The sequence below is a fragment of the Gillisella taibaishanensis genome (genome assembly GCF_001938985.1).
In the GTDB taxonomy this organism is placed as follows: domain Bacteria; phylum Pseudomonadota; class Alphaproteobacteria; order Rhizobiales; family Rhizobiaceae; genus Allorhizobium; species Allorhizobium taibaishanense.
The window spans coordinates 297,915-318,722 of record NZ_MKIN01000027.1 but is presented as its reverse complement, the minus strand read 5'-3'; the positions used below and the strand labels follow the sequence as shown (position 1 = coordinate 318,722).

Genomic DNA, 20,808 nt, shown 5'->3' with positions numbered 1-20,808 from the left:
AACCGGGGTCAATATTTCCCCCGGGGAAATCCTATCAAGGTGTCGTGGAATAGTAGACGGCGTAGCCGAAGGAGTAGAGCGAATGCGGTCGGCCATGCAGGAAGGGCAGGGCGACTTCGCCGAAGGATTGGGCTGTAAGGCCGGGATAAGCGGCGATCCAGTCCTTCATCGACTGTGGCAGCGGCGGATTGGGCTTGCCGAAATTGCGCCAGATCACCAGGAGGGGATGCTGGGCATCGAACTTTGCTGGTGCCGCAACGCCGCTGTTGTCGGTCATCGTCACTGGAATGTCGGGTGCGTGGAGACGGATATTGCCGGCCATCTGCTGGTCGCTGGTCAATACCAAGATCGGCCGGCTGGGCGAGGAGGCAAGCGCAGCCTGGATCGCCTGCTCGTAAGGCACGTTCTGCTTCTGGTAATGGCCGATGATCCCGGCGCCGACCACCCGCCCATAGAGCACGGCGGGAACGATGACCATGATGGCAAGCGCAACAGCCATGAAGCGGCGCAATTGGCCCGGTGTCTCAAGCCCTGCTGCCTCGATCTTCAGGCAAAGGTAAAGCGGCAGCAGCAGGAAACAGGGGGCAAGCCAGCGGTCCTTGATGGCGCTGACACCGCCGAACAGCACCATCAACGCCAAGGCGACGATGACGATCAGCATCATCCGCCCGATCAGCCGGCTCCATTCGTTGCCGGACCGCAGCATTGATGCTTGTGGATGTGTGCGCCTCGACGACGCAACAATGTCGGCAAAGGGAATGAGCAGAAGCAGAAGCGTCGGAGCCGCACTGGCAATCACGGCCGTCGAGAGCGATTTCATGCCCGCCACGATCTGCGCCATACCCGTCAGGTCATCATCGGTCATCTTGCCCAGCGTGTTGCTTGTCGCTTCTTGCATATGCTGGAAGAACCACAGGGCATGCGGTGTGACGATGGCGATGGCGACGGCGGTGGTCAGCAACAGCCGCCAGTCGAACAGGCGGCGGCGAAAGGCCGGTTCAGCCAGGATCGCCAGCAGGGCTGCCGCAACCAATAGCACAAAATTGTATTTGGAGATGAAGCCGCAGCCGATCGCAACGCCGGTCAGCGCATAGCTCCACGCGCTCGGGGCCTTCAGCGTGCGCAGCATGGCAAAGGCAAACAGAGCCGTACAAAAGATCAACGCGACGGTATGGGTCAGGTCGCGCTGCGCCTCAAAGCTCACCTGCGGCATTGTCAGCAGACTAAGGCAGGTGATGATGACGAGATCGCGGCTCTTCAGCACTTGGGCTGCGGCGAGCGCCACCAGACCATAGCTTGCAAACAACATCAGGTTTTTCAGCAGCGCCAGCGAAAGCCTGTTTGGGCCGAGCAGTTCGACCACCCCGTGCTGTATCCAGTTGTAGAAGGGCGGCTGGCTGTCATAGCCCACCGACAGCCACTGCGCGTAATAAAGTTGCTGGCCCTCGTCGAGCTCCAGCGATGCCGGCAGCGCAAGCCGCACCAGCACCTGAACGATGAAATAGGCGCCCAGCAGCAGGAAAAGCGAGGCGGGCTTTTGCCGGAGCGTCGAGATCATCTCAGCCGTTCCCGTTTTCAACTGTCCGGTAGGTCTTGCGCACCACATAGGCGCGTGGCGCGTCATAGGAGCGGGTGAGCATTTCCGCGACGATGCCTGTCGTAATCATCTGGATCGACGCGAGGAACAACATGACGCCGACGAGCAGAAGCGGCCTCGTACCGATATCCTCGCCCATCAGTTTGATGACGAACAGGTAGAACAGGATCAGCGCGCTGAGCGTACCGATGAAGAAGCCGATCATCCCGAAGAAATGGCCCGGCCTTTGACGAAAGCGCATGAAGAACAGCACGGCCAGTAGGTCGAGCACGACGCGGGCCGTGCGGGAAATGCCGTATTTCGATGTGCCGAACTGGCGTGCGTGATGATTGACCACGGTCTCGCCGATCCGCGAGGACGGGATCACGCTCGCCACCCAGGCCGGGATGAACCGGTGCATGCCACCCATGATGCTGATCTGCTTGATGATATGGGCGCGATAGAGCTTCAGCCCGCAGCCGTAATCATGGATCTTGACGCCGGTGACCTTGCCGATCAGCCGGTTGGCGCACCACGACGGGATCTTGCGCAGCACGAGCGCGTCCTGGCGGGCCTTGCGCCAGCCGCAGAGCAGGTCGAGATCACGGCTCTCAAGCTCGTCAATCATACCGGGAATGTCATGCGGATCGTTCTGCAGGTCGCCGTCGAGCGATGCGATCAACCGGCCACGCGCTGCGTCGAACCCGGCCTGCAGGCCAGCCGCCTGGCCGAAATTGCGCTGGAATTCGATAATCTTCAGGTCGAGGCCCTCGCGGCCGAGATAGGCCCGGGCGCGGTTCAGCGTCTGATCCGTGGAGCCGTCGTCGATTACGATCAGTTCCCACGGCTTGCCGAAATCCTTCAGGGCCGCCATCACCCGCTCGATCATCCGGCCGATATTGTCCTCCTCGTTCATGAAGGGCACGACGACCGATAGCTCGATGGAGGGCTCCGTGGGAGAGGTGGAGGGGCTTTCGCCGGTCATGGCGAAACGATCTTGCGGCGCATCTGCAGGCACGGGGAACTCCGGAAAAAGACTGGCCTTTACACCTGCGGGTGTTATAGGAACCGGCGCTGCCACGCAATTCGGAACTGACAGGGCAATGACCTCAATCCAGCAAAGCTACGATAAATCGTGGATAAAACGCCACGGCGTGTCGCTGATCGCCTTCGTGGCCATCGCCGCCTATGGCGTTTTTGTGGAAGCCATCTGGGGCTGGGCGATGGTGCTTGGACAATGGCGGGCTCTCGGTTTTTCAACGGTGGTGCTGGCGCTCGCCCTGCTGGTCTCGACGGCATTGGTGCGCGCCTGGCGGATTTACGACTACTTCCCCAAGGAGACTGCAGGCCGGTTCACGGCACTGTTTCATCTCGCCCAGGTTCATAATCTTCTCAATATCCTGCTGCCGTTCCGAAGTGGCGAAACCAGTTTTCCCTTACTGATGCGCTCAGAATTTGCGGTGCCGCTGCTGTCGGGCACGTCTGCCCTGCTGGTCATGCGTCTGCTCGACCTGCACGCGCTGCTGGCAGCTGGCGGGCTTGGCCTGGTGCTGGTCAGACCGCTGCTGTCCGGCTGGGGCCTGACACTTTGGCTCGCCTGGGCCGTGTTCCTGATCCTGCCGCTGATAGGCTTTGCGCTGAAACGTCCGGTGCTTGCTTTTGCCAAGGCCCGATTTTCCGGAAAGCTGCTGTCGATGGTCGAAGGTGTCGAGGCCGGGCTTCCCGCCCATAAGGCCGCGTTCCTGCGTGCCTGGGCAATGACGGTCGTCACCTGGGGTACCAAGGTTCTGGTCTTTGCCTGGGTCTTGAGTCTGATGCAGGTCACACCGCTTGCCGCGGCCTTCGGTGGCGCGCTTGGCGGTGAACTTTCCTCGGTCCTGCCGTTTCACGCGCCGGCGGGCGTTGGCACCTATCCGGCCGGCATCGTCGCCGGTGCTGCCGCGCTCGGTGCCGTCGACGATATGGACGGCCTCGCCAAGGCCGCCGTCAATCTGCACCTGATCGTGATCGTCTCGGCCCTGATCAGCGCCGCTCTGTCGCTGGCGCTGCACGCTTTGTTTCCATCGCGAGATCGGAACGTCTGACCGCGTGCAGGCGAATTATTGGAATGCGGTCTCGAAGAAGCTTCTGAGCTTGCGCGAATGCAGTTTTTCGGGCGGCATGGCGCCAAGCTTCTGCAGGGCGCGGATGCCGATTTGCAAATGCTGGCTGACCTGGGTCTTGTAGAAGGCCGTCGCCATGCCCGGCAGTTTCAGCTCGCCATGTAGCGGCTTGTCGGAAACGCAGAGGAGCGTGCCATAGGGCACCCGGAAGCGGAAGCCATTGGCGGCGATGGTGGCCGATTCCATGTCGAGCGCAATGGCGCGCGATTGGGATAGTCGCTTCACCGGGCCGCGTTGGTCGCGCAATTCCCAGTTCCGGTTGTCGATGGTCGCGACCGTGCCGGTGCGCATGATCCGCTTCAGTTCGAAACCTTCGTAGCCGGTGATTTCCTCAACCGCATCCTCGAGCGCCAACTGCACTTCGGCGAGCGCCGGGATCGGCACCCAAACCGGCAGGTCGTCATCCAGCACATGGTCCTCGCGCACATAGGCATGAGCGAGCACGTAGTCGCCGAGCCGCTGGCTGTTGCGCAAGCCCGCGCAGTGACCGAGCATCAGCCATGCATGCGGCCGTAGCACGGCGACATGGTCGGTGATCGTCTTGGCATTGGAGGGGCCGACGCCGATATTGACCATGGTGATGCCGGCATGACCCTTCATCTTCAGGTGATAGGCCGGCATCTGCGGCAGCCTTCCGAGCGGTGTGCCCGACGAGGGCGCGGTTTCGCCGGCCTGGGTCACGATATTGCCCGGCTCGACAAACGCGGTATAGCCATCGCCGCCATTGGCCATCAGCGTGCGGGCATAGGCGCAGAATTCGTCGACATAGAACTGGTAATTGGTGAACAGCACGAAATTCTGGAAATGCTTGGCGCTGGTCGCAGTGTAATGCGACAGCCGCGCCAGCGAATAATCAATCCGCTGCGCGGTAAACGGCGCCAGCGGAAAGGGCTCGCCGGCCGGCGGCTCGTATTCGCCATTGGCGATCTCGTCGTCGGTGGTCGTCAAATCGGGCGTGTCGAAGATGTCGCGCAGCTGGATGTCGGAAAAGCCTGCTGCCGAGGCCTCGACATGGGCGCCCTCGCCAAAGGCAAAGTGCAGAGGGATCGGTGTTGTGGATGCGCTGACCGTGACCGGCACCTGGTGATTGCGCATCAACAGACTCAACTGTTCCTTCAGGTAATGGCGAAACAGTTTCGGATTGGTCAGCGTCGTCGTGTAGACGCCTGGCGACGTCACATGGCCATAGGACAGGCGCGTGTCCAAATGACCAAAGCTATTGGTCTCGAGGCTAACCTGGGGGTAGAAGGCGCGGTAGCGTCCCTCAATTGGCGCACCATTGGCAAGCGCGGTAAAGGCATCGATCAGGAAAGCTGTGTTGCGCTCGTAGATCTCAGTGATCGCATCGACCGCTTCGGCCGCATCGGTAAAAACCCGTGCCTCGGAGGCCGGTGGGCTGATGACATGGGCAGGAATGGATGTGACGATTCTATTGTTCATGAGACTTTATAATACGGTCTCGATAACAAGCAAACGACACGATTGCGCCGGCGACAGGATTTTATCCCGATACAGCGGAATTTACGCCGGTAAAACCGTTGTTGCCTGGGATAAAGCCTCTGTCTTGCGACATGCCGCTGCTAAGGCTGTAAGGCGTGCGCGAATGGTTGGAAACAATCATGGAAAAGGCCGCTGCAAACAGCGCCATGATCAGTGTCACTGCCGTCAACCGCCACGCAATCTCTGTCATTTACATCCCCCGATAGCTGGAATTTTACTATAAGGCGATCTACCTGTCGCGAAACTGAACAGGTGTGGGCAAAAAGCTTTTCGCGCGTCCAAAACGGCTGTTGCGAGGTGAGCGACCCGCGTTGCCGACAGCCGGGTTCCGCGCCGGTTCGATCCGGCGCGGAAACAGCATATTACATCCGGGTCCAGGTCTGGCTCTTGCAAAGTACAGCCAGCACGCATCCTTTCAGATTGAGCGACTTGCCTTGCACATTGGCCGAGCCTGAATAAGTCTTGTCGGCATCGGGATCGGTGACTTCGCCGGTATAGCTTGCGCCCGAGCCACTGAGCTTGCCGATTTGCTTGCCGGCATGCTTGCCGGTCTTCAGGGTGATGCAATAGGCGGTGCCGCAGGTGGCAATTTCGGCGGTTTCTCCGCTGGCCGTCTTCCATTTGCCTTCGATTGGCTCAGCTGCAAAGGCGCCGGTGACGCTCATGGTCGTGACGGTCATAGCCGCGACTGCCGCAGCTAGCAGGGTGATTTTCATATTATCCTCCAAGATCCTCCGCTCCCGATCGTCTCGTCGGGCGACAGGACTGCGAAATTAAATGACGCGCACGTAAAGGTAAATAGCGCTGTTGCCATCATTGAGGCGTTTGCCGCGCAGACAGAAATCCGCATCGATTTTTCAGACATCGTGATCGTGGTCAACAAAGGGTTAAATCACAACCGTAAAAGATCGGTAAAATTAACCTCTATTTGCCGGGAAACCGGCCCTTGTGATGCTTAACAAAAACACAAGTTGATAAAGGGTTTAGGCGCTGTTTGCGACCCGTTAAGCACGCCTTTTAAGGCCATTTTGAAACCGCCGCTGCATACTGAACCTATCAAACGAGCAGGGAAAACCTGCCGCACCGCAGCTGCCGAACAAGCGACGCAAGATCGCAAGGCGGGTGACGGTTCAGACATAAAAACAGGGACTTGCCTCTCTTCTCCGCGCCGGTGAACCGGCCGGAGGAAGAGGAGAAAAAACAAAAGACCACGTCAAGAAGGACAGGAACAGGACCATGGCACGTTTCGATATGCAGGCAGACGATATGGCCACGCTTGGCAGCCAGCCGAAGGCCGATATCTTTCGCATCATGGGCCTGATGTATGCCACCGGCCGTGGCTGCGACCAGGATCTGGTTGCCGCCCACAAGTGGCTCAATGTCGCCGCTATCAAGGGCTGCGACCGCTCGGTTGGCCTCAGGGCCGATCTGGCGGCAACGATGAGCAAGAGCCAACTGGCTGAAGCCTTGCGCGAAGCCCGTGAATGGATGACCTCCCACTGATCCACCGCCTTCATCCATTCACTCACAAATTGACCGCGACCGGCAGAAACAAGGCCGGCGCGGTCTTTTGTTGTGCGGCGGTTTTCTGCTTTAACGCAGGCCCTTCAGCACTTGCGGCAAAGCCTGTTCCAGAAGGTCGAGATCGGCAGGCAGCCCTGCGCTGATGCGAATGCAGCGATTGAGCGGCGCGACGCCCGGCATGCGGATGAAAACGCCGTGCTGCATCAGTCCATCGACCACCGCCCGTGCGAAGGTGGCGTCGCGGCCGCAATCCACAGCGACAAAATTGGTGGCTGAAGGCAGCGGCTTCAAACCGTTATTTTCGGCGATGGCTGCAATGCGGGCACGGGCATCTGCGATTTTGGCGACGACCTCGGTCAGATAGTTCTTATCCTCAAGTGCTGCGAGAGCCCCCACGACCGAAGAGCGCGCCATGCCGAAATGATTGCGGATCTTGTCAAAGGCCGAGATGGTGCCGGGCGTGCCGATCGCATAGCCGACCCGGGCGCCAGCCAGACCATAGGCCTTGGAAAAGGTGCGCATCCGCAGCACATTTGGCAGGTCGATCAGCGCATCCGCCGGTGGAATGACCCCAGCCGGGGCGGTTTCGCCATAGGCCTCATCCAGGATCAGCAGGCAGGTATCAGGCAGGGCCCGCGCAAAGGCGATGACATCCTCAGCCGTATGCCAGCTTCCCATTGGATTGTCGGGATTGGCGAGATAGGCAAGCGGTGCATCTTCCCGTTTGACGGCGGCAAGCAAGCCTTCGAGATCTTCACGATCGTTGACATAGGGAACGGTAACCAGTCGCCCGCCGAAACCGTTGACGTGAAAATTGAATGTCGGATAGCCGCCGAGTGAGGTGACGACCGGTAGGCCTGGCTCGATCACCAGGCGCACGATCAACCCAAGCAAGGCGTCGATGCCTTCGCCAATGGCGAACTGCTCGGGCTTTAGACCGTGGTGCGCAGCCAGCGCCGTCCTGATCCCGAAATTCTCAGGGTCGCTATATTTCCAGATGTCTTGCGAGGCAGCAGCCAGAGCGGAGACCACTCTAGGGGAGGGACCAAAACCACTCTCATTCGCGCCGATGCGAGCCCGGATGGGCAGACCACGCTGACGCTCGATCGCTTCTGGACCGACAAAGGGAACGATTGCGGGAAGACTGCAGGCGAGCGGCGTAAACCGCGAAAACGTGGACATGAACCTAGCCCCTGGCGCGAATCGATGATGCTGAGGATAGGAAGCGAGGTTCCCTTCGCCAAGGCCTGTAACTCTGCGATTGGGAAGGCTGATGGAAAATGCTTCGGCTTGTGCCTGCCGAGGCAGTGAAAAACGGTTGCCCCTCTTTTAGCGCGCCATCCTGCCCATGCCGGGCGCAACGGTCTTGCCTGCATTGTCCTTGTCGGCGGCGCTCATCACAAAGTCCGTGCGGATGATCCGCTGCAGCAATACTTCGGAAATTGGCATCAGGAATTTCACCCCGACCCGATTGCCGTTGCGATAGGCTTCGGCGCAACCGATCCGGCTCGCGATACCGAGCGCTTCCAGATAATAATGGCTGCCCAAACCGATGCCCGTATCCAGTTCAAGGCCGGCACCACCGCGGGAAATATCGAGGATCGTCGCGCTTCGCATGGTTACGCCACTAAGGCCTGGCCGGACCGCCATGATGCGTGCCGGCCTGCGGACCTGAAACCGGTCCCAGCGCCGCTCGTACATTTCGGACGTCACTGTCGCCAGATGGGTTCCCTGCTGCATGATGTGTCCTCGGATCGTTCGGTCTATGCACTAAATTGTGCCGCAGGGGTGTTGCAGAGTGTTGAACTGATTCAATCAAATCCAACCTAGTTCGCCAAGTTTAGAAACTAAAAGAAGAATTCGAAGAATAGATGCAACCTTAAAGGGTTGCGGCAAATGATGGCTGTGCCATTATTGACCAAACTCGAATGACAGCTTTACGACGTGATGAAGAAATTCCGGGTCGATCAGCATGTTGAAGCCGACGAGCACCTTTTCTTGTTCGCGGTGGATTATTGTGCAGCCGATTTCGTCGCGGATGCCGAGGATCTCCAGAAAAAAATTCTTTGGCACCGGCAGGAAGCGACTGACTTCCAATTCCGCGCCATGCAGCGAGATCCGGCGGATCAGGCATCGCACGGTGGTTTTGGTGCTGAGGTGATGGCCGACGAAAATGATTCTGCCTGGACGGTCTATGGTGAATTTCTGATAGACACGGTCCCGCGGAATGTCTTTTTTTGCGTCAGGGCTGTTCTGCAACGGCATGGAACCGCTCCTTCCTCTCCTTCTTGAGAACCCAGTTTAGCGCAGGTTTCCTAATGGTTTGCCCCACTTGACCGATAAAATTGTCAAACCACTGGCGCCGCGTTCCAGCTGTGAGAAAGTGCCATGCTGAGACGGTTTCGGGTAAGAGCCTACCTGGTCCCGAATGTTTGACCGGTCGGTCTCGCATGTTCAGCCCTGCTAAGCTTGACGGCCAGAGCCCAGCTAATTACCCCTTGACGGCAAAGATGCCCTGATGACAGCCGGTAGGCTCAGATGATGGCGCAAGGAGGCGTGTACGTGGAAAATACTTTGGTGATTGTCGGCGCCGGCCAAGCAGGTTTTTCCGTGGCAGCCAAGCTGCGCGCGCTTGATGATCAGCGACCGATCACCATGGTTGGCCTTGCGCCCGACCTGCCGTATCAGCGGCCGCCATTGTCGAAGAAATACCTGCTTGGCGAGATGACCTTCGACCGACTGTTGCTGCGCCCGCCGGAATGGTACGAGCAAAATCGGATCGGCTTGCGACTTTCCACCTGGGTCGAGGAACTCGACCGCGTCGCCAAACAATTGCGGCTTCAAGACGGTTCGCTGCTCGCCTACGATAAGCTTGTGCTGGCGACCGGATCGACGCCGCGCCACCTGCCTGGCGAGATCGGCGGCACGCTTGCCGGCGTCTACACGATCCGCGACAAGGCAGACGCGGATCATCTCGCCACCGTTATGAAGCCGGGTAGCAAGCTGCTGATCATTGGCGGTGGGTATATCGGTCTCGAGGCTGCCGCTGTTGCTCGCCATCTCGGGCTTGAGGTAACCCTGATCGAAATGGCGGATCGGATCTTGGCACGGGTCGCCGCCAGGGAGACCGCGAGTTCCATTCGGGCCGTACATGAGGCGCACGGAGTGACGATCCGCGAGACAACTGGCCTCAAGCGGCTGATTGGAATGGACGGAGCCGTTACGGGAGCCGAATTGTCTGACGGAACTCTGCTTGACGCAGATCTGGTGATTGTCGGCATTGGTGCGACCGCCAATGATGGCTTGGCACGTGCCGCAGGACTTGCAGTGCAGAACGGCATCGTCGTCGACGACAGGGCGCGCACCTCGGACCCTGATATTTTCGCGGCTGGCGATTGTGCGCTGCTGCCTTGGGGCGAGGGGAGCGTGCGGCTGGAATCGGTTCAGAACGCCGTCGACCAAGGCGAAGCGGTTGCCTCCGTCCTTGCCGGCGCAGAGGTGCCTTATCGACCCAAGCCCTGGTTCTGGTCGGATCAGTATGACCTGAAACTGCAAACCGCCGGCCTCAATCTCGGATATGACGAGACGATCACCCGGCGCGGCCAGCGAGAAGGCAGCCTCTCCGTCTGGTATTATCGCCAAGGGCGTTTCCTTGCCGTCGATGCCATCAATGACGCGAAGGCCTATGTGGCGGGCAAGAAGCTGCTCGAGATGGGCCGTGAGGCCGACCCACGCGTGGTTGCCAATCCCGATGCCGACCTGAAGCAATTGCTGGCTTAGAGGCTGTCCTCTCGATTGTCCGAATCAAACCGGTTTGGCCACGCGTTAGATGCTGACATTGTCGTTCGTCTGGAAGTCAGGCCTCGTTTCTGCGGGCTGAGCCTTGACCTGCTCAGGGCCGGGAGGGGCAGGATTCGATAATGATGTCAGAATGCCCGTTGTGTGGCGCATCCAAGCGCTTCGAGACGTGCTGAGACACCGTTGTTCACTTGAAGGCAGCTTTGCCCTGCCAAGTTCATCTTCAAAGCATCTGCGCCACAGCGCCGTACGTTTTCTAACGCACACTAAGGACGCTGTTCCCATTTAAGGAATCATGCACTGGGCTGAGAGCATGTCCAGGATAAATGCGACGTGATCTCGCGTCCGAAAAATCCGCAAACAAGCCCGCTTTAAACAGCAGTGCGGACAATAAAAAACCTCCGGGCGCGAACCCGGAGGCTAAGATCGTCAGACGATCTTGATCAGATCAGAACTTGCGTTCCAGACGTACGAAACCGGTCCATACGTCGTCGTTGCCGTCCCAGTCGTGGTCCTGGTACTGAGCCGAAACCTTGGTGGTCAGGCCTTCAGCCAGCTTGTAGTCAACCGTCAGACCAGCCTTCCAGATGTCGCGGCCGAAGTAATCGCCGGTCGAGTCAACCTGGGTTTCGTTCCAGTACTGGACGCCAGGGGTCAGGCTGAGCTTGTCGGTGATCTTTGCTGCGTACTGAGCAGCAACAGTCCACTTGCCAAGGTCGTAGTAAGCGCTTGCGCCGGTCGAGTAGATAGCGGCAATGCCGAATTCGCCAGGACCAACTTCAGCCGTTGCCAAACCACGGACAGCGCCGTTGTTGGTTGCGAAGTCCCAGGAACCAAGCAGGTTCGCGGTGATCGGGCCGTAGGTCGTGCCAACCTGAGCTTCGAGACCAACGCGGTCGTTCTTGCTGAACGGATCCGTCTGGCTGAGGTCGCGGGTACGGCTGTAGTAACCGGTCAGTTCGTCAACGGAGCCGTAAACGAAGAAGTTGTCGGCCTTGTACTTGTAAGCAATCGAGTTCAGACGGTTCGAACCGATATCATCGGTTTCGCCGGACAGATCGCTATCCCAAGGGTTGTAGAATTCACCGATCTGGAAGCCAGCAACAGTGATGAAGGCTTCGTCGAGTTCGAGGCTGCCGCCGTTTTCATCAGCCCAGGTACGGACAGTGATGGTGGAGCCGATCGTGCCGAGTTCGGAATCGTTCTTGGCGTCGAAGGTCAACAGACCACGCGTACGAGCGTTCCAGTTACGGTCCTGGCCGAGGCTGTTGTTGCTTGCGCCCTGAACTTCAAAACGAACGTAGCCGCTCATCTTCAAGCAGGTTTCAGTGCCGGGGATGTAGAAGTAGCCAGTGCCGAAAGCGTCGCAAACGCGAACGTATTCAGCTGGTTCCGGGGCAGCGGCAACAATTGCGTCGGCAGCCTGAGCGCCGGATACTGCAGCGAGAGCCGCAGCGGAGCCGAAAAGAAGGCCCTTGATGTTCATGTTTGATCTCCAGTTTGTCGTTAGGAAATAGAGACAACTCTCTATCAACCGCTCTTGTAGTGTGCCCCCCGGCATACTGACCAGGCCCCGTATCCCAACGGGGCCTGGACAATCTTTTTATCTCTTACGAGATAATTAGAACGAACGCTGCAGGCGAACGAAGCCGGACCATACGTCGTCGTTGTTGCTCCAGGCATGATCCTGGTACTGAGCGGAAACCTTCGTGGTCAGACCTTCAGCAAGCTTGTAGTCCAGCGTCAGGCCACCCTTCCAGATGTCACGGCCGCCGTAATCACCAGAAGTGCTGGTGATCTGGGTGTTGGCGAAGTACTGAACGCCAGGCGTCAGGGTCAGGCGGTCGGTGATCTTTGCAGCGTATTCAGCAGCAACAGTCCACTCAGCCTTGTCGTAGTATGCAGAAGCGCCGGTGGAGTACAGGCCGGCAACGCCGAGAACACCAGGACCAACGTTTGCGGTAGCGAGCAGACGAACGGCACCGTCGTTTGCAGCAGCATCCCAGCCGCCGAGCAGGGTAGCGGTGATCGGACCGAAGGTCGCACCAACCTGGCCTTCAACGCCAACGCGGTTGTTCTTGCCGTAAGGATCAGCCTGGCTGAGGTCACGCGAACGGCTGTAGAAGCCGGTCAGTTCGTCGACGGCGATGCCGGCGAAGAAGGTGTCAGACTTGTAGTTGTAAGCGATCGAGTTCAGACGGTTCGAACCCAGGTCGTCGGTTTCGCCAGACAGGCCGGTATCGAAGTAGTTGTAGAACTCACCGACCTGGAAGCCAGCAACAGTGATGAAGGCTTCGTCGAGTTCGAGGCTGCCGCCGTTTTCATCAGCCCAGGTACGGACAGTGATGGTGGAGCCGATCGTGCCGAGTTCAGAGTCGTTCTTGGCGTCGAAGGTTACCAGACCGCGGGTACGAGCGTTCCAGTCGCGGGTACCAGCCCAGGACGAGTCGCCGTCGTTGCTGTTGCCCTGAACTTCGAAACGAACGTAGCCCTTAACGCGCAGGCAGGTTTCGGTGCCGGGGATGTAGAAATAGCCAGTACCGAAGGCGTCGCAAACGCGGACGTATTCAGCGGGTTCCGGAGCAGCAGCGACGATAGCGTCAGCAGCCTGGGCGCCGGATACTGCTGCGAGAGCCGCAGCGGAGCCGAGAAGAAGGCTCTTGATGTTCATAATGACCTCCAGTCAAGTTTCAATAGGGTCTGGGCTTGTTTGGCTGAAGGACAGCGTTTCCTGCCCCCATTCCCGTTTACGTTTGAAACGGACGATCCACCGCCTCGCTTCTGGATTTGAAAATACAAAACGTTGCCGCGCTTGCAATCGACAAACAGCAAAGCGACCGGTTTCGCCATAGCCTTCCCGAAATGATGTTGCTGAAAGGACACAAAGTGGCCTCATGCAGGACTGTCTCGTTTACGTTTTGTTAAGAAAATCTTTGAAAAACAACGATTAGCCGCGACTGATTGAGGCCCGACGTGAATTTCATGTTGTGTCCAAATACGGCAATAGCCGCCGATTCGAGGTCGCGGAACGACATTTGCCGGTCGTTTGTCATGGTCCCGGCGGAGGGAGAGCATTCTATTCGTTCTCTTGCTGCAGGCGGCTTTGTCGCAAAATCGGACGCCGGCCTGTGGAAATGGCAGGTGATTCTATTTTAGACGGCTGTGATTCTCGCTCTTCGGTCGGACCGGTTTTCGAGTCGCAAGGTGAAAAGTCCAGGACGCGAGTCGGCTCCGTTGTGTCTTTTGGAGGATTCAAAACAGATTCTACCAAACAGGAGGATCATTGCCTGACGCTTGCTAGGGCCGTGTGATCCTCGTCGCTGACACGATCAGGAGTGTCTCTCTATAAGGGGAGCCGGTCGGCCGGCGAACTCGCGGCTCCTCACTCGTGCATTTCATTCTTGCGCATTCTGGATGGTCAGCCGGTTCCTGATTTCCGTGGAAATGCTGATACCCCTTCGATCAATAGAAGCTTTATCCGGGAAAGAACGCGAAAAGCGCTTGCAATCGAATCTATGACGACATAATCAGACCGCACCGGAGAGGTGGCCGAGTGGTCGAAGGCGCTCCCCTGCTAAGGGAGTATACGTCAAAAGCGTATCGTGGGTTCGAATCCCATCCTCTCCGCCATCAAATTCATAAAATCAGTATCATGGTCCAATGTTTGCAAGAGCTGATTGGTGTCTTCATCGCGTGTTTTTCAACCGCCTTGCGCGAGAAATGCCGTGATTTCGGCGGCAAGTTGCGTCAGGTGCAGCAGGGGCGCATGGCCTTGGCCTTGAGCCGTGGACTGTTTCGCCTTCGGGTGCCGCGCAAGCATCTCTTCTACGGTTTCAATCGACAGCAGTTGCGAATGCTCGCCACGCAGAATCAAAAGCGGGTAGGGGACAAGCGCCTGGTATTGTGCCCATAGGTCGGGGATCGGTTGGCTGAAATCGATATTGGCGATCTGACCGGCGATGGCCGAATCGTAATCGGCAATGGGAACGCCATTTTCGTCGCGATAAAGCGCAATCGCCATTTCTTGCCAATCCGCCTCTTGGAGCGCCGGGAAGGTCGGGCCATGCACGGATTTCAAATAGTTGGGGCACTCTGCCCAGCTTTTTGGGCCGCCACCCGCGGCTAGATAATCGCGGATCGCCATCAGCCCCTGTTTTTCCAGCACCGGGCCGACGTCGTTGAGGATTATCTGCCGAATTCGGTCGGGATGCAGGCCGGCGAGGAAATGCAGAATCAGGCCGCCACGCGACGTGCCGATAAAATCAGCTTTGGCGACCGACAATGCGTCGAGCACGGTGATGACATCGGCCATTTCCGTCAGGAGATTGTAATTCTTGGTATCGGGATCGCGGTCTGAGCCGCCGCGTCCTCGCGAATCGATACAGACGACCTGCCGCCCGGCCTGTTGTAGATGCACGGCAAGAGGTGCGAAGTCGCGGTGGTTCCGCGTCAGCCCCGGCAGGCACACCACAGGAGGCAGATCGAGCGTGTCAGGTATTTCGCTAGCCGGAAAATCACGCACGAACAGACGGATACCGTCGGCTGCGGCAATAGTTCTATCTGTGAAAGATCCGCTCTCTGCCTGCTGCACTGCCTTCACTCCTGTTGTCGATGCCGGCAGCGCGCCGAGACGCCAGTTGCTCCGAGCTGTGCTTGCGCATATCCGGGCGGGAAGCCGGTTACTGCTGTCCCTGGAAATGCTTTAACGGCCGTAGCGAAGATCGTGCTCGATATCGGCGCTCTGACCAAGTCGTGTCTTATAGATCTGGTAGTTTTCCATGACCCGCTGAACGTAGCTGCGGGTTTCCGGGAAGGGGATACGCTCGATCCAGTCGACGACATCGTCGATCGGCATGCCGCGTGGATCGCCGTAGCGCGAGATCCATTCCGGCACGCGCTTTGGTCCGGCATTATAGGCAATGAAAGTCAATATATAGGAGCCGCCGAAAGCGTCGATCTGCTCACCAAGATAATGGGCACCGAGCGTCGCGTTATAACCGGCGTCCTGCGTCAACCGGTCGGCGGAAAAGGCCATGTCGTGACGCTTGGCGACCGCTTTGGCCGTGGCCGGCATCAACTGCAGCAGGCCCTTGGCATTGGCGGCCGAAACGGCGGCAGGATTGAAGGCGCTTTCCTGGCGGGCGATGGCATAAGCAAGCGCTTTGCCGGAGCCGGCGATATTGGCCGAGGCCGGGATCACACCGATCGGGAAGGCCAGCGCCGGCACATTGATGCCGCGACCATAGGCGGTTTTACCAACCTGCAGCGACAATTGATGATTGCCCGCCCGCTCGGCCTTGGACGCCAGCAGCGCGAGTTCGCCAGGGCTCTGCAATTGTTCAGCCAGAGCCCGGTAAAGGCTTGCTCCGCGCCATTCATAGCCGGCAGCCTTGTAGCGATCGATGGCGACGATCGCTTCGCGGCTGGTAAAGCGGCGACGATCTTCGTCCGTCGGGGTCGGATAGCGGATATCGAGTCGCGGTTGCTTCAGCCGCGCGCCTGCAAGCTGGCCGTAGAAAGTGCCCGGATATTCTGCGGCGCGGGCGAAGTCCTGGCGGGCTGCAGCCGGATTGCCCTCGGCCTCGTCGGTGCGTCCCAGCCAATAATAGGCGCGCGAAGCCGACAGCGGTCGGTTAGACGCATCCAGAATCCGGCGAAAATGCTGGGCGGCGGCCTTTGGCTCGTTCAGCCCGCGCAGGGCATACCAGCCGGCATGAAATTCGGCATCGGCAATATCAACAGGGTCGGTGGCGCTGTGATTGGCCGCGACCTGATAGGCCAGCCGATATTTGCCGTCGTCGGCCAGACCGCGCGCCACGATGCGCCGCTCGTTCCACCATTCGCCGGGATTGATCAGCCGCTCGGGATCGCGCGGCGCCAGCGTCAATAGCTTGGCCGCTTCCTGGTAATTGTCCTGGCGGCGCTGGTATTCGATGCGCATGAAGATCAGCGCTGGATCGTTGCCAAAGCGCTGTCCGGCCGCCTGAATTAGTGCAGGCGCCTTGGGCGAGCGGCTGTTGACGGCCATCCAGGCGGCATAGAGGCTCTGCGCATCGGCGAATGTTGCAAAGCGCTTGGCCTGAGCGCTACGGCCGCGATACATCAGGTAGTCCATCCGCACCTTATGATCGGCGCGGGTCAGAAGTCCGCTGAATTCGGCGAGGATCCTGTCTTCGACCGGCGTATCCATCGGCGATGTGCGCCAGAGATCCTTGATAAGATGCATGGCGCGGCTACGGTTGCCGCTGGCGATCAGGGCGCGGGCGAGGATAACGGTGCCTTCCGGCGTTTCCGGGGTCGTCTCGCCAAAGGCGGCCAGAACATCACCGGCAGGCGGATTTTCGCGGTAGAGCGCCCGCTCCGAGTTGGCGCGGAAGGCTGAAAGACCCGGCCAGCCCTTCAGTTCGCGCTGTGCATTGGCAATTTCAGCCGAGGGAATGCCGGGCAGGCCGGACATGGCGATCGACCAGGTCAGCATATGCCGGTCGAGGCCCTGCGGCATCGAATCGCGGATGGACAGGGCAAGCGCACCATTGCGCGCCGAGAGCGCGTCGAGCCCGGACTTCAGCGGCGAGCGCTCGGCCGGCATGGGGGCGACGACGGGAATGGAGCCGGTAATATCTCCGGATATGCCAGGATTGCCGGGAGACGTGGTCGAGGCCGCCGATAGGGCGGCCGGCCTGCTGGCAGGTGTTGGCGCATCCGCGTCACCCAGCAGCGGCATCGCCCAAGAAAGGCCGGCCGAAGTCAGCACGAGCAGACCTGTCGCCAGGGCGGTCGTTCTGGCAAGCGTCGGCAGGAATGTCCGTTTCATCGGCGAACTCGTCGGGAAAATGCGCATAGCTCCCATTAACTCTGACCCGGATTAATGAATGCTTAATGAAAAGCCGTCAATGCGACGAAAATTCCCATTGAAAATCTGTCATAAAACCACGGGAACCGCGCTTGTACGGCTGCGGGCCAGGCAGTAATGTGCCCGCGTTTGATTGCGAAATTACGGCTGGGCAGCGATGTGGTGGCCGTTGGGAGTCTATGCATGTTTCAGGGTTCCATGCCCGCCCTCGTCACCCCCTTTACCGAAACCGGTGCTATTGACGAGAAAGCTTTTGCCGACCACGTCGAATGGCAGATCGCCGAAGGGTCCACCGGCCTGGTGCCTGTTGGCACCACGGGCGAATCGCCCACGCTGACCCATGCCGAGCACAAACGGGTGGTGGAGCTCTGCATCGAGGTGGCAGCCAAGCGCGTGCCTGTTATCGCCGGCGCCGGCTCCAACAACACGCTCGAAGCCATCGATCTGGCCCAGCATGCCGAAAAGGCTGGTGCCGATGCCGTGCTTGTCGTGACACCTTATTATAACAAGCCGACCCAGAAGGGGCTGATCGCCCATTTCTCGGCAATCGCCGAAGCCGTGTCGCTGCCGATCATCATCTACAATATTCCGCCGCGCTCGGTGATCGACATGAGCCCGGAGACAATGGGCAAGCTTGCGGCCGCTCATAAGACCATTGTCGGCGTCAAGGATGCGACCGGCAAGCTGGAGCGGGTGTCGGAACAGCGCATCACCTGCGGCTCTGATTTCATCCAGCTGTCAGGTGAGGATGCCACCGCGCTCGGTTTCAACGCCCATGGCGGCGTCGGCTGTATTTCCGTGACCGCCAATGTGGCACCACGGCTGTGTGCCGAATTCCAGGCGGCGACGCTGGCCGGGGACTTTGCCAAGGCGCTGGCCTATCAGGACCGGTTGATGCCGCTGCACAAGGCGATCTTCCTGGAGCCGGGACTTTGCGGCGCCAAATATGCGCTGTCCAGGCTCGGCCGCATGGGCCGCACCGTCCGCCTGCCGCTGCTGTCGACGCTGGAAGCCTCGACCGAGGCGGCCATCGATGCCGCGCTTCAGCATGCGGGATTGATGAATTGAGCTGTTGCCGGGGCGGATATGCCCCGGCTTCTTCCAATCGGGACGCGGCTATATTACATTAGAGTTGGCAGACCGGAGCATTGACCCGCCGGCATTCAACGAAAAGCAAGAAAATAGTCGGATTGGACAGAGTTCATGGCACCCAGAGGCAGCCAGCGCACCATCAACAAGATCGTCGCGGAAAATCGCAAGGCGCGCTTTAACTACGAGATCATCGACACTTATGAAGCGGGCCTGGTTCTGACCGGAACCGAGGTTAAGTCTCTGCGCGAAGGCAAGGCCAATATTGCCGAATCCTATGCATCGGACGAGGGCAACGAGATCTGGCTGATCAACTCGCATCTGCCGGAATATCTACAGGCCAACCGTTTCAATCACGAACCGCGCCGCCGCCGCAAGCTGCTGTTGAGCAAGCGTGAGATCAACCGCCTGCGTGTCTCCATCAATCGTGAGGGTATGACGCTGGTGCCGTTGAAGATCTACTTCAACGAAAAGGGCCGTGCCAAGCTGGAACTGGCTCTCGCCAAGGGCAAAAAGCTGCACGACAAGCGCGAGACCGAGAAGGAACGCGACTGGAATCGCCAGAAGAGCCGGCTGCTGAAGACCGGCTGAGGCACAAGCCTCCGCTCATCGATTTTAACTCTGCAAGAAAACCATATGAATCCGACGGATGCCGCCCATGAGGGCGACATCCGAGCGTGGTGCTGTGTTCTACGGCAAGCAGCCTTTTACCGGCCGCTCATGCCTGTCAGAAACGCATAGGCAGCAAGCCGGGCTTGGCGTTGCCGCTCCTGTTCCTCGCGGAACATAGGATCGCGGTGATCAAGCCCCAGATCGCGCAATTGATGGGCGTTGAGGTTGCTCAGATCATTGCTGGGTGTTCGCTTGGCCCGCTGCAGGATCACGCCGGTCAGAACCGACATGATCCAGCGATAAGCCGGAGCGAAACGGCGGGCAAAGCCGCGCGTGGGCACCGTGACAACACTGTTATTCGTCGGATCTGTCGTGCGCATGAGCTTTTCCTTTCGAGCGAGCACGAGAACAGGAGCCTGCGTTTCAAAGGAAACGCGCAGGCTGGCGATTGGGGTTGAGGGTGAAAAGGGCGGCAGACCGGCAGCATGTCGGCCTAATGCCGTTCATGCTGTTTCCAGAGATTTCCGCGCTGCCAGTGAACGTGGCGATAAATGCCGGAGCTGCGTCAATTCGTCCAGCGAATGTTTCTGATACCAATGATCATAAAAATTTATGCGTTGCTGGCCATGCGTCGCTCGTGGTTCAGCAACCACTGTTTGCGCCAGAGTCCGCCGCCATAACCGGTGAGGTTGCCGTCGGCGCCGATGACACGATGGCAGGGGATGACGATGGCGATTTGGTTGGCACCATTGGCGCGAGCCACAGCCCTGACGGCACTTGCTCGGTCAAGGCCTGCTGCGACCTGGGCGTAGCTCTGCGTCTCTCCCTCCGGAATGGCACGCAAGGCCTGCCAGACCTGCCGTTCGAAAGGCGTTCCGTGGCCCGCGATCCTGACGCTAAAACTGTCTGGGACGCCGTTGAAATACTGTGCAAGCTCGGCGGCAATTTGCTCGGTGATGGCCGTTCGCCCCACCGCAATGCCACAGCCCTGCCGGGTCTTCAGCCGGTCCAACTCCTTGGGCAGGGCAGGGCGATCGGCAAATTCCAAGAGATGCAGCGCGTGGTCGTCGACGATCGTCAACATCGGCCCGATCGGTGTTTCGATCCAATCCGCCTTGAGGAGATCCCGATTTTGGAGCTGGCCCTTCAGCCGAGCCGGCGCCTGACCCAGCAATTGCGTGACGGCGGCGCGAAAGCCGCTGCCGGAGGAATAACCGGCATCGAGCTGCGCATCAATCACGGCGTCGCCAGCAACAAGGCTTTCGGTTCCGAGACTGAGCCGGCGTAGCCGTGCCATCTCGATGAAACTCATGCCGAATCGCCGCTTGAAGGCGCGCCGCACCGTGGAGGGATCATGCCCCAGCGCGACGATATCGGTCTCGCGCCAGCACCGTGCTGGCTCTGCCTCCAGCCGTTGCGTCAGATCCTGCACCAGCGGATCGGCATTGCCATAGGCAACCAGCGGTCGGCAGCGCTTGCAGGGCCGGAAGCCGCCTTCAAGGCAGGCGGCAATCGTGTCTTCGAAGCGGCAGTTTTCAGGCTTGGGCTTGCGCGCCGTGCAGGTAAACCGGCAGAAAATCCGGGTCGAGGTGACGCAGACATAGGAAAAGCCGTCATAGGACGCATCCCTGTTGACAAGGGCGGTGTAGAGGCGGTCATCGGTGGGGCGTGTGAACAACATGACCAAATTTTAC

Annotated in this window: 19 protein-coding genes and 1 tRNA gene; 6 read left to right on the top strand and 14 right to left on the bottom strand. The window is 59.2% G+C overall.

Going from position 1 to position 20,808, the window contains the following annotated elements; all coding sequences use genetic code 11:
• Positions 1-34: 34 nt before the first annotated feature.
• Together BJF91_RS23000 and BJF91_RS22995 are read right to left on the bottom strand one after the other, a co-directional pair.
• Positions 35-1,558: an ArnT family glycosyltransferase gene (locus BJF91_RS23000; protein ID WP_075616837.1), complete on the bottom strand. Its 1,524-nt coding sequence runs from the start codon at positions 1,556-1,558 to the stop codon at positions 35-37.
• A 1-nt stretch (position 1,559) separates the two neighbouring features.
• Positions 1,560-2,561, bottom strand: a complete 1,002-nt coding sequence (locus BJF91_RS22995) for a glycosyltransferase family 2 protein (protein ID WP_075616836.1) — start codon at positions 2,559-2,561, stop codon at positions 1,560-1,562.
• Positions 2,562-2,679: 118 nt separating this feature from the next.
• On the opposite strand from BJF91_RS22995, the gene BJF91_RS22990 reads away from it, so the two are divergent.
• Positions 2,680-3,660, top strand: a complete 981-nt coding sequence (locus BJF91_RS22990; RefSeq protein ID WP_075616835.1) for a lysylphosphatidylglycerol synthase domain-containing protein — start codon at positions 2,680-2,682, stop codon at positions 3,658-3,660.
• 15 nt (positions 3,661-3,675) lie between these two features.
• Here BJF91_RS22990 and BJF91_RS22985 read toward each other — a convergent pair whose 3' ends face one another.
• From BJF91_RS22985 to BJF91_RS22975, 3 genes are all read right to left on the bottom strand, one after another.
• A complete protein-coding gene (locus tag BJF91_RS22985; RefSeq protein WP_075616834.1) occupies positions 3,676-5,178 on the bottom strand; it encodes an AMP nucleosidase in 1,503 nt (500 codons plus the stop codon).
• Positions 5,179-5,239: 61 nt separating this feature from the next.
• Positions 5,240-5,428, bottom strand: a complete 189-nt coding sequence (locus BJF91_RS22980; protein ID WP_075616833.1) for a hypothetical protein — start codon at positions 5,426-5,428, stop codon at positions 5,240-5,242.
• A gap of 172 nt (positions 5,429-5,600) precedes the next feature.
• Complete coding sequence (locus BJF91_RS22975) at positions 5,601-5,918, bottom strand: DUF2147 domain-containing protein (RefSeq protein ID WP_075617038.1); 318 nt, start codon at positions 5,916-5,918, stop codon at positions 5,601-5,603.
• Between the two features lie 556 nt (positions 5,919-6,474).
• Here BJF91_RS22975 and BJF91_RS22970 point away from each other — a divergent pair.
• Positions 6,475-6,741: an SEL1-like repeat protein gene (locus BJF91_RS22970; protein WP_075616832.1), complete on the top strand. Its 267-nt coding sequence runs from the start codon at positions 6,475-6,477 to the stop codon at positions 6,739-6,741.
• A 90-nt stretch (positions 6,742-6,831) separates the two neighbouring features.
• Here BJF91_RS22970 and BJF91_RS22965 read toward each other — a convergent pair whose 3' ends face one another.
• The 3 genes from BJF91_RS22965 to BJF91_RS25390 form a co-directional block, all read right to left on the bottom strand.
• Positions 6,832-7,944, bottom strand: a complete 1,113-nt coding sequence (locus tag BJF91_RS22965; RefSeq protein ID WP_075616831.1) for a pyridoxal phosphate-dependent aminotransferase — start codon at positions 7,942-7,944, stop codon at positions 6,832-6,834.
• Between the two features lie 147 nt (positions 7,945-8,091).
• Positions 8,092-8,502 carry a PilZ domain-containing protein gene (locus BJF91_RS22960; protein ID WP_075616830.1) on the bottom strand — a complete coding sequence of 137 codons (411 nt, stop codon included), beginning with the start codon at positions 8,500-8,502 and terminating at the stop codon, positions 8,092-8,094.
• Positions 8,503-8,673: 171 nt separating this feature from the next.
• Entirely contained in the window at positions 8,674-9,027 is a 354-nt protein-coding gene (locus BJF91_RS25390; protein WP_075616829.1) for a hypothetical protein, read from the bottom strand.
• 297 nt (positions 9,028-9,324) lie between these two features.
• Between BJF91_RS25390 and BJF91_RS22950 the strand changes: the two genes are divergently transcribed.
• Entirely contained in the window at positions 9,325-10,542 is a 1,218-nt protein-coding gene (locus BJF91_RS22950; RefSeq protein WP_139310826.1) for an NAD(P)/FAD-dependent oxidoreductase, read from the top strand.
• Positions 10,543-11,008: 466 nt separating this feature from the next.
• Here the strand turns inward: BJF91_RS22950 and BJF91_RS22945 are convergent, their stop codons facing one another.
• The gene (locus BJF91_RS22945; protein ID WP_075616828.1) at positions 11,009-12,046 is read right to left on the bottom strand and encodes a porin; all 1,038 of its coding nucleotides are present in this window, start codon (positions 12,044-12,046) and stop codon (positions 11,009-11,011) included.
• Between the two features lie 135 nt (positions 12,047-12,181).
• Positions 12,182-13,231, bottom strand: coding sequence for a porin (locus tag BJF91_RS22940; protein WP_075616827.1), 1,050 nt, complete (start codon positions 13,229-13,231; stop codon positions 12,182-12,184).
• 868 nt (positions 13,232-14,099) lie between these two features.
• Between BJF91_RS22940 and BJF91_RS22935 the strand changes: the two genes are divergently transcribed.
• Positions 14,100-14,190, top strand: a tRNA-Ser gene (locus BJF91_RS22935).
• A gap of 70 nt (positions 14,191-14,260) precedes the next feature.
• On the opposite strand, the gene BJF91_RS22930 is transcribed toward BJF91_RS22935, so the two are convergent.
• Together BJF91_RS22930 and BJF91_RS22925 are read right to left on the bottom strand one after the other, a co-directional pair.
• The gene (locus tag BJF91_RS22930; protein ID WP_075617036.1) at positions 14,261-15,151 is read right to left on the bottom strand and encodes an alpha/beta fold hydrolase; all 891 of its coding nucleotides are present in this window, start codon (positions 15,149-15,151) and stop codon (positions 14,261-14,263) included.
• A gap of 111 nt (positions 15,152-15,262) precedes the next feature.
• Positions 15,263-17,374 (bottom strand): lytic transglycosylase domain-containing protein, encoded by a 2,112-nt coding sequence (locus BJF91_RS22925; protein WP_234801700.1) that lies wholly within the window; start codon positions 17,372-17,374, stop codon positions 15,263-15,265.
• A 222-nt stretch (positions 17,375-17,596) separates the two neighbouring features.
• On the opposite strand from BJF91_RS22925, the gene dapA reads away from it, so the two are divergent.
• Together dapA and smpB are read left to right on the top strand one after the other, a co-directional pair.
• Positions 17,597-18,481, top strand: a complete 885-nt coding sequence (gene dapA / locus BJF91_RS22920; protein WP_075616825.1) for a 4-hydroxy-tetrahydrodipicolinate synthase — start codon at positions 17,597-17,599, stop codon at positions 18,479-18,481.
• A gap of 135 nt (positions 18,482-18,616) precedes the next feature.
• A complete protein-coding gene (smpB, locus tag BJF91_RS22915) occupies positions 18,617-19,093 on the top strand; it encodes an SsrA-binding protein SmpB (RefSeq protein WP_075616824.1) in 477 nt (158 codons plus the stop codon).
• A 116-nt stretch (positions 19,094-19,209) separates the two neighbouring features.
• Here smpB and BJF91_RS22910 read toward each other — a convergent pair whose 3' ends face one another.
• Both BJF91_RS22910 and BJF91_RS22905 read right to left on the bottom strand, forming a co-directional pair.
• On the bottom strand, positions 19,210-19,494 hold the full coding sequence (locus tag BJF91_RS22910) for a hypothetical protein (RefSeq protein WP_075616823.1): 285 nt from the start codon (positions 19,492-19,494) through the stop codon (positions 19,210-19,212).
• 230 nt (positions 19,495-19,724) lie between these two features.
• On the bottom strand, positions 19,725-20,795 hold the full coding sequence (locus tag BJF91_RS22905) for a bifunctional transcriptional activator/DNA repair enzyme AdaA (protein ID WP_075616822.1): 1,071 nt from the start codon (positions 20,793-20,795) through the stop codon (positions 19,725-19,727).
• Positions 20,796-20,808 lie beyond the last annotated feature (13 nt).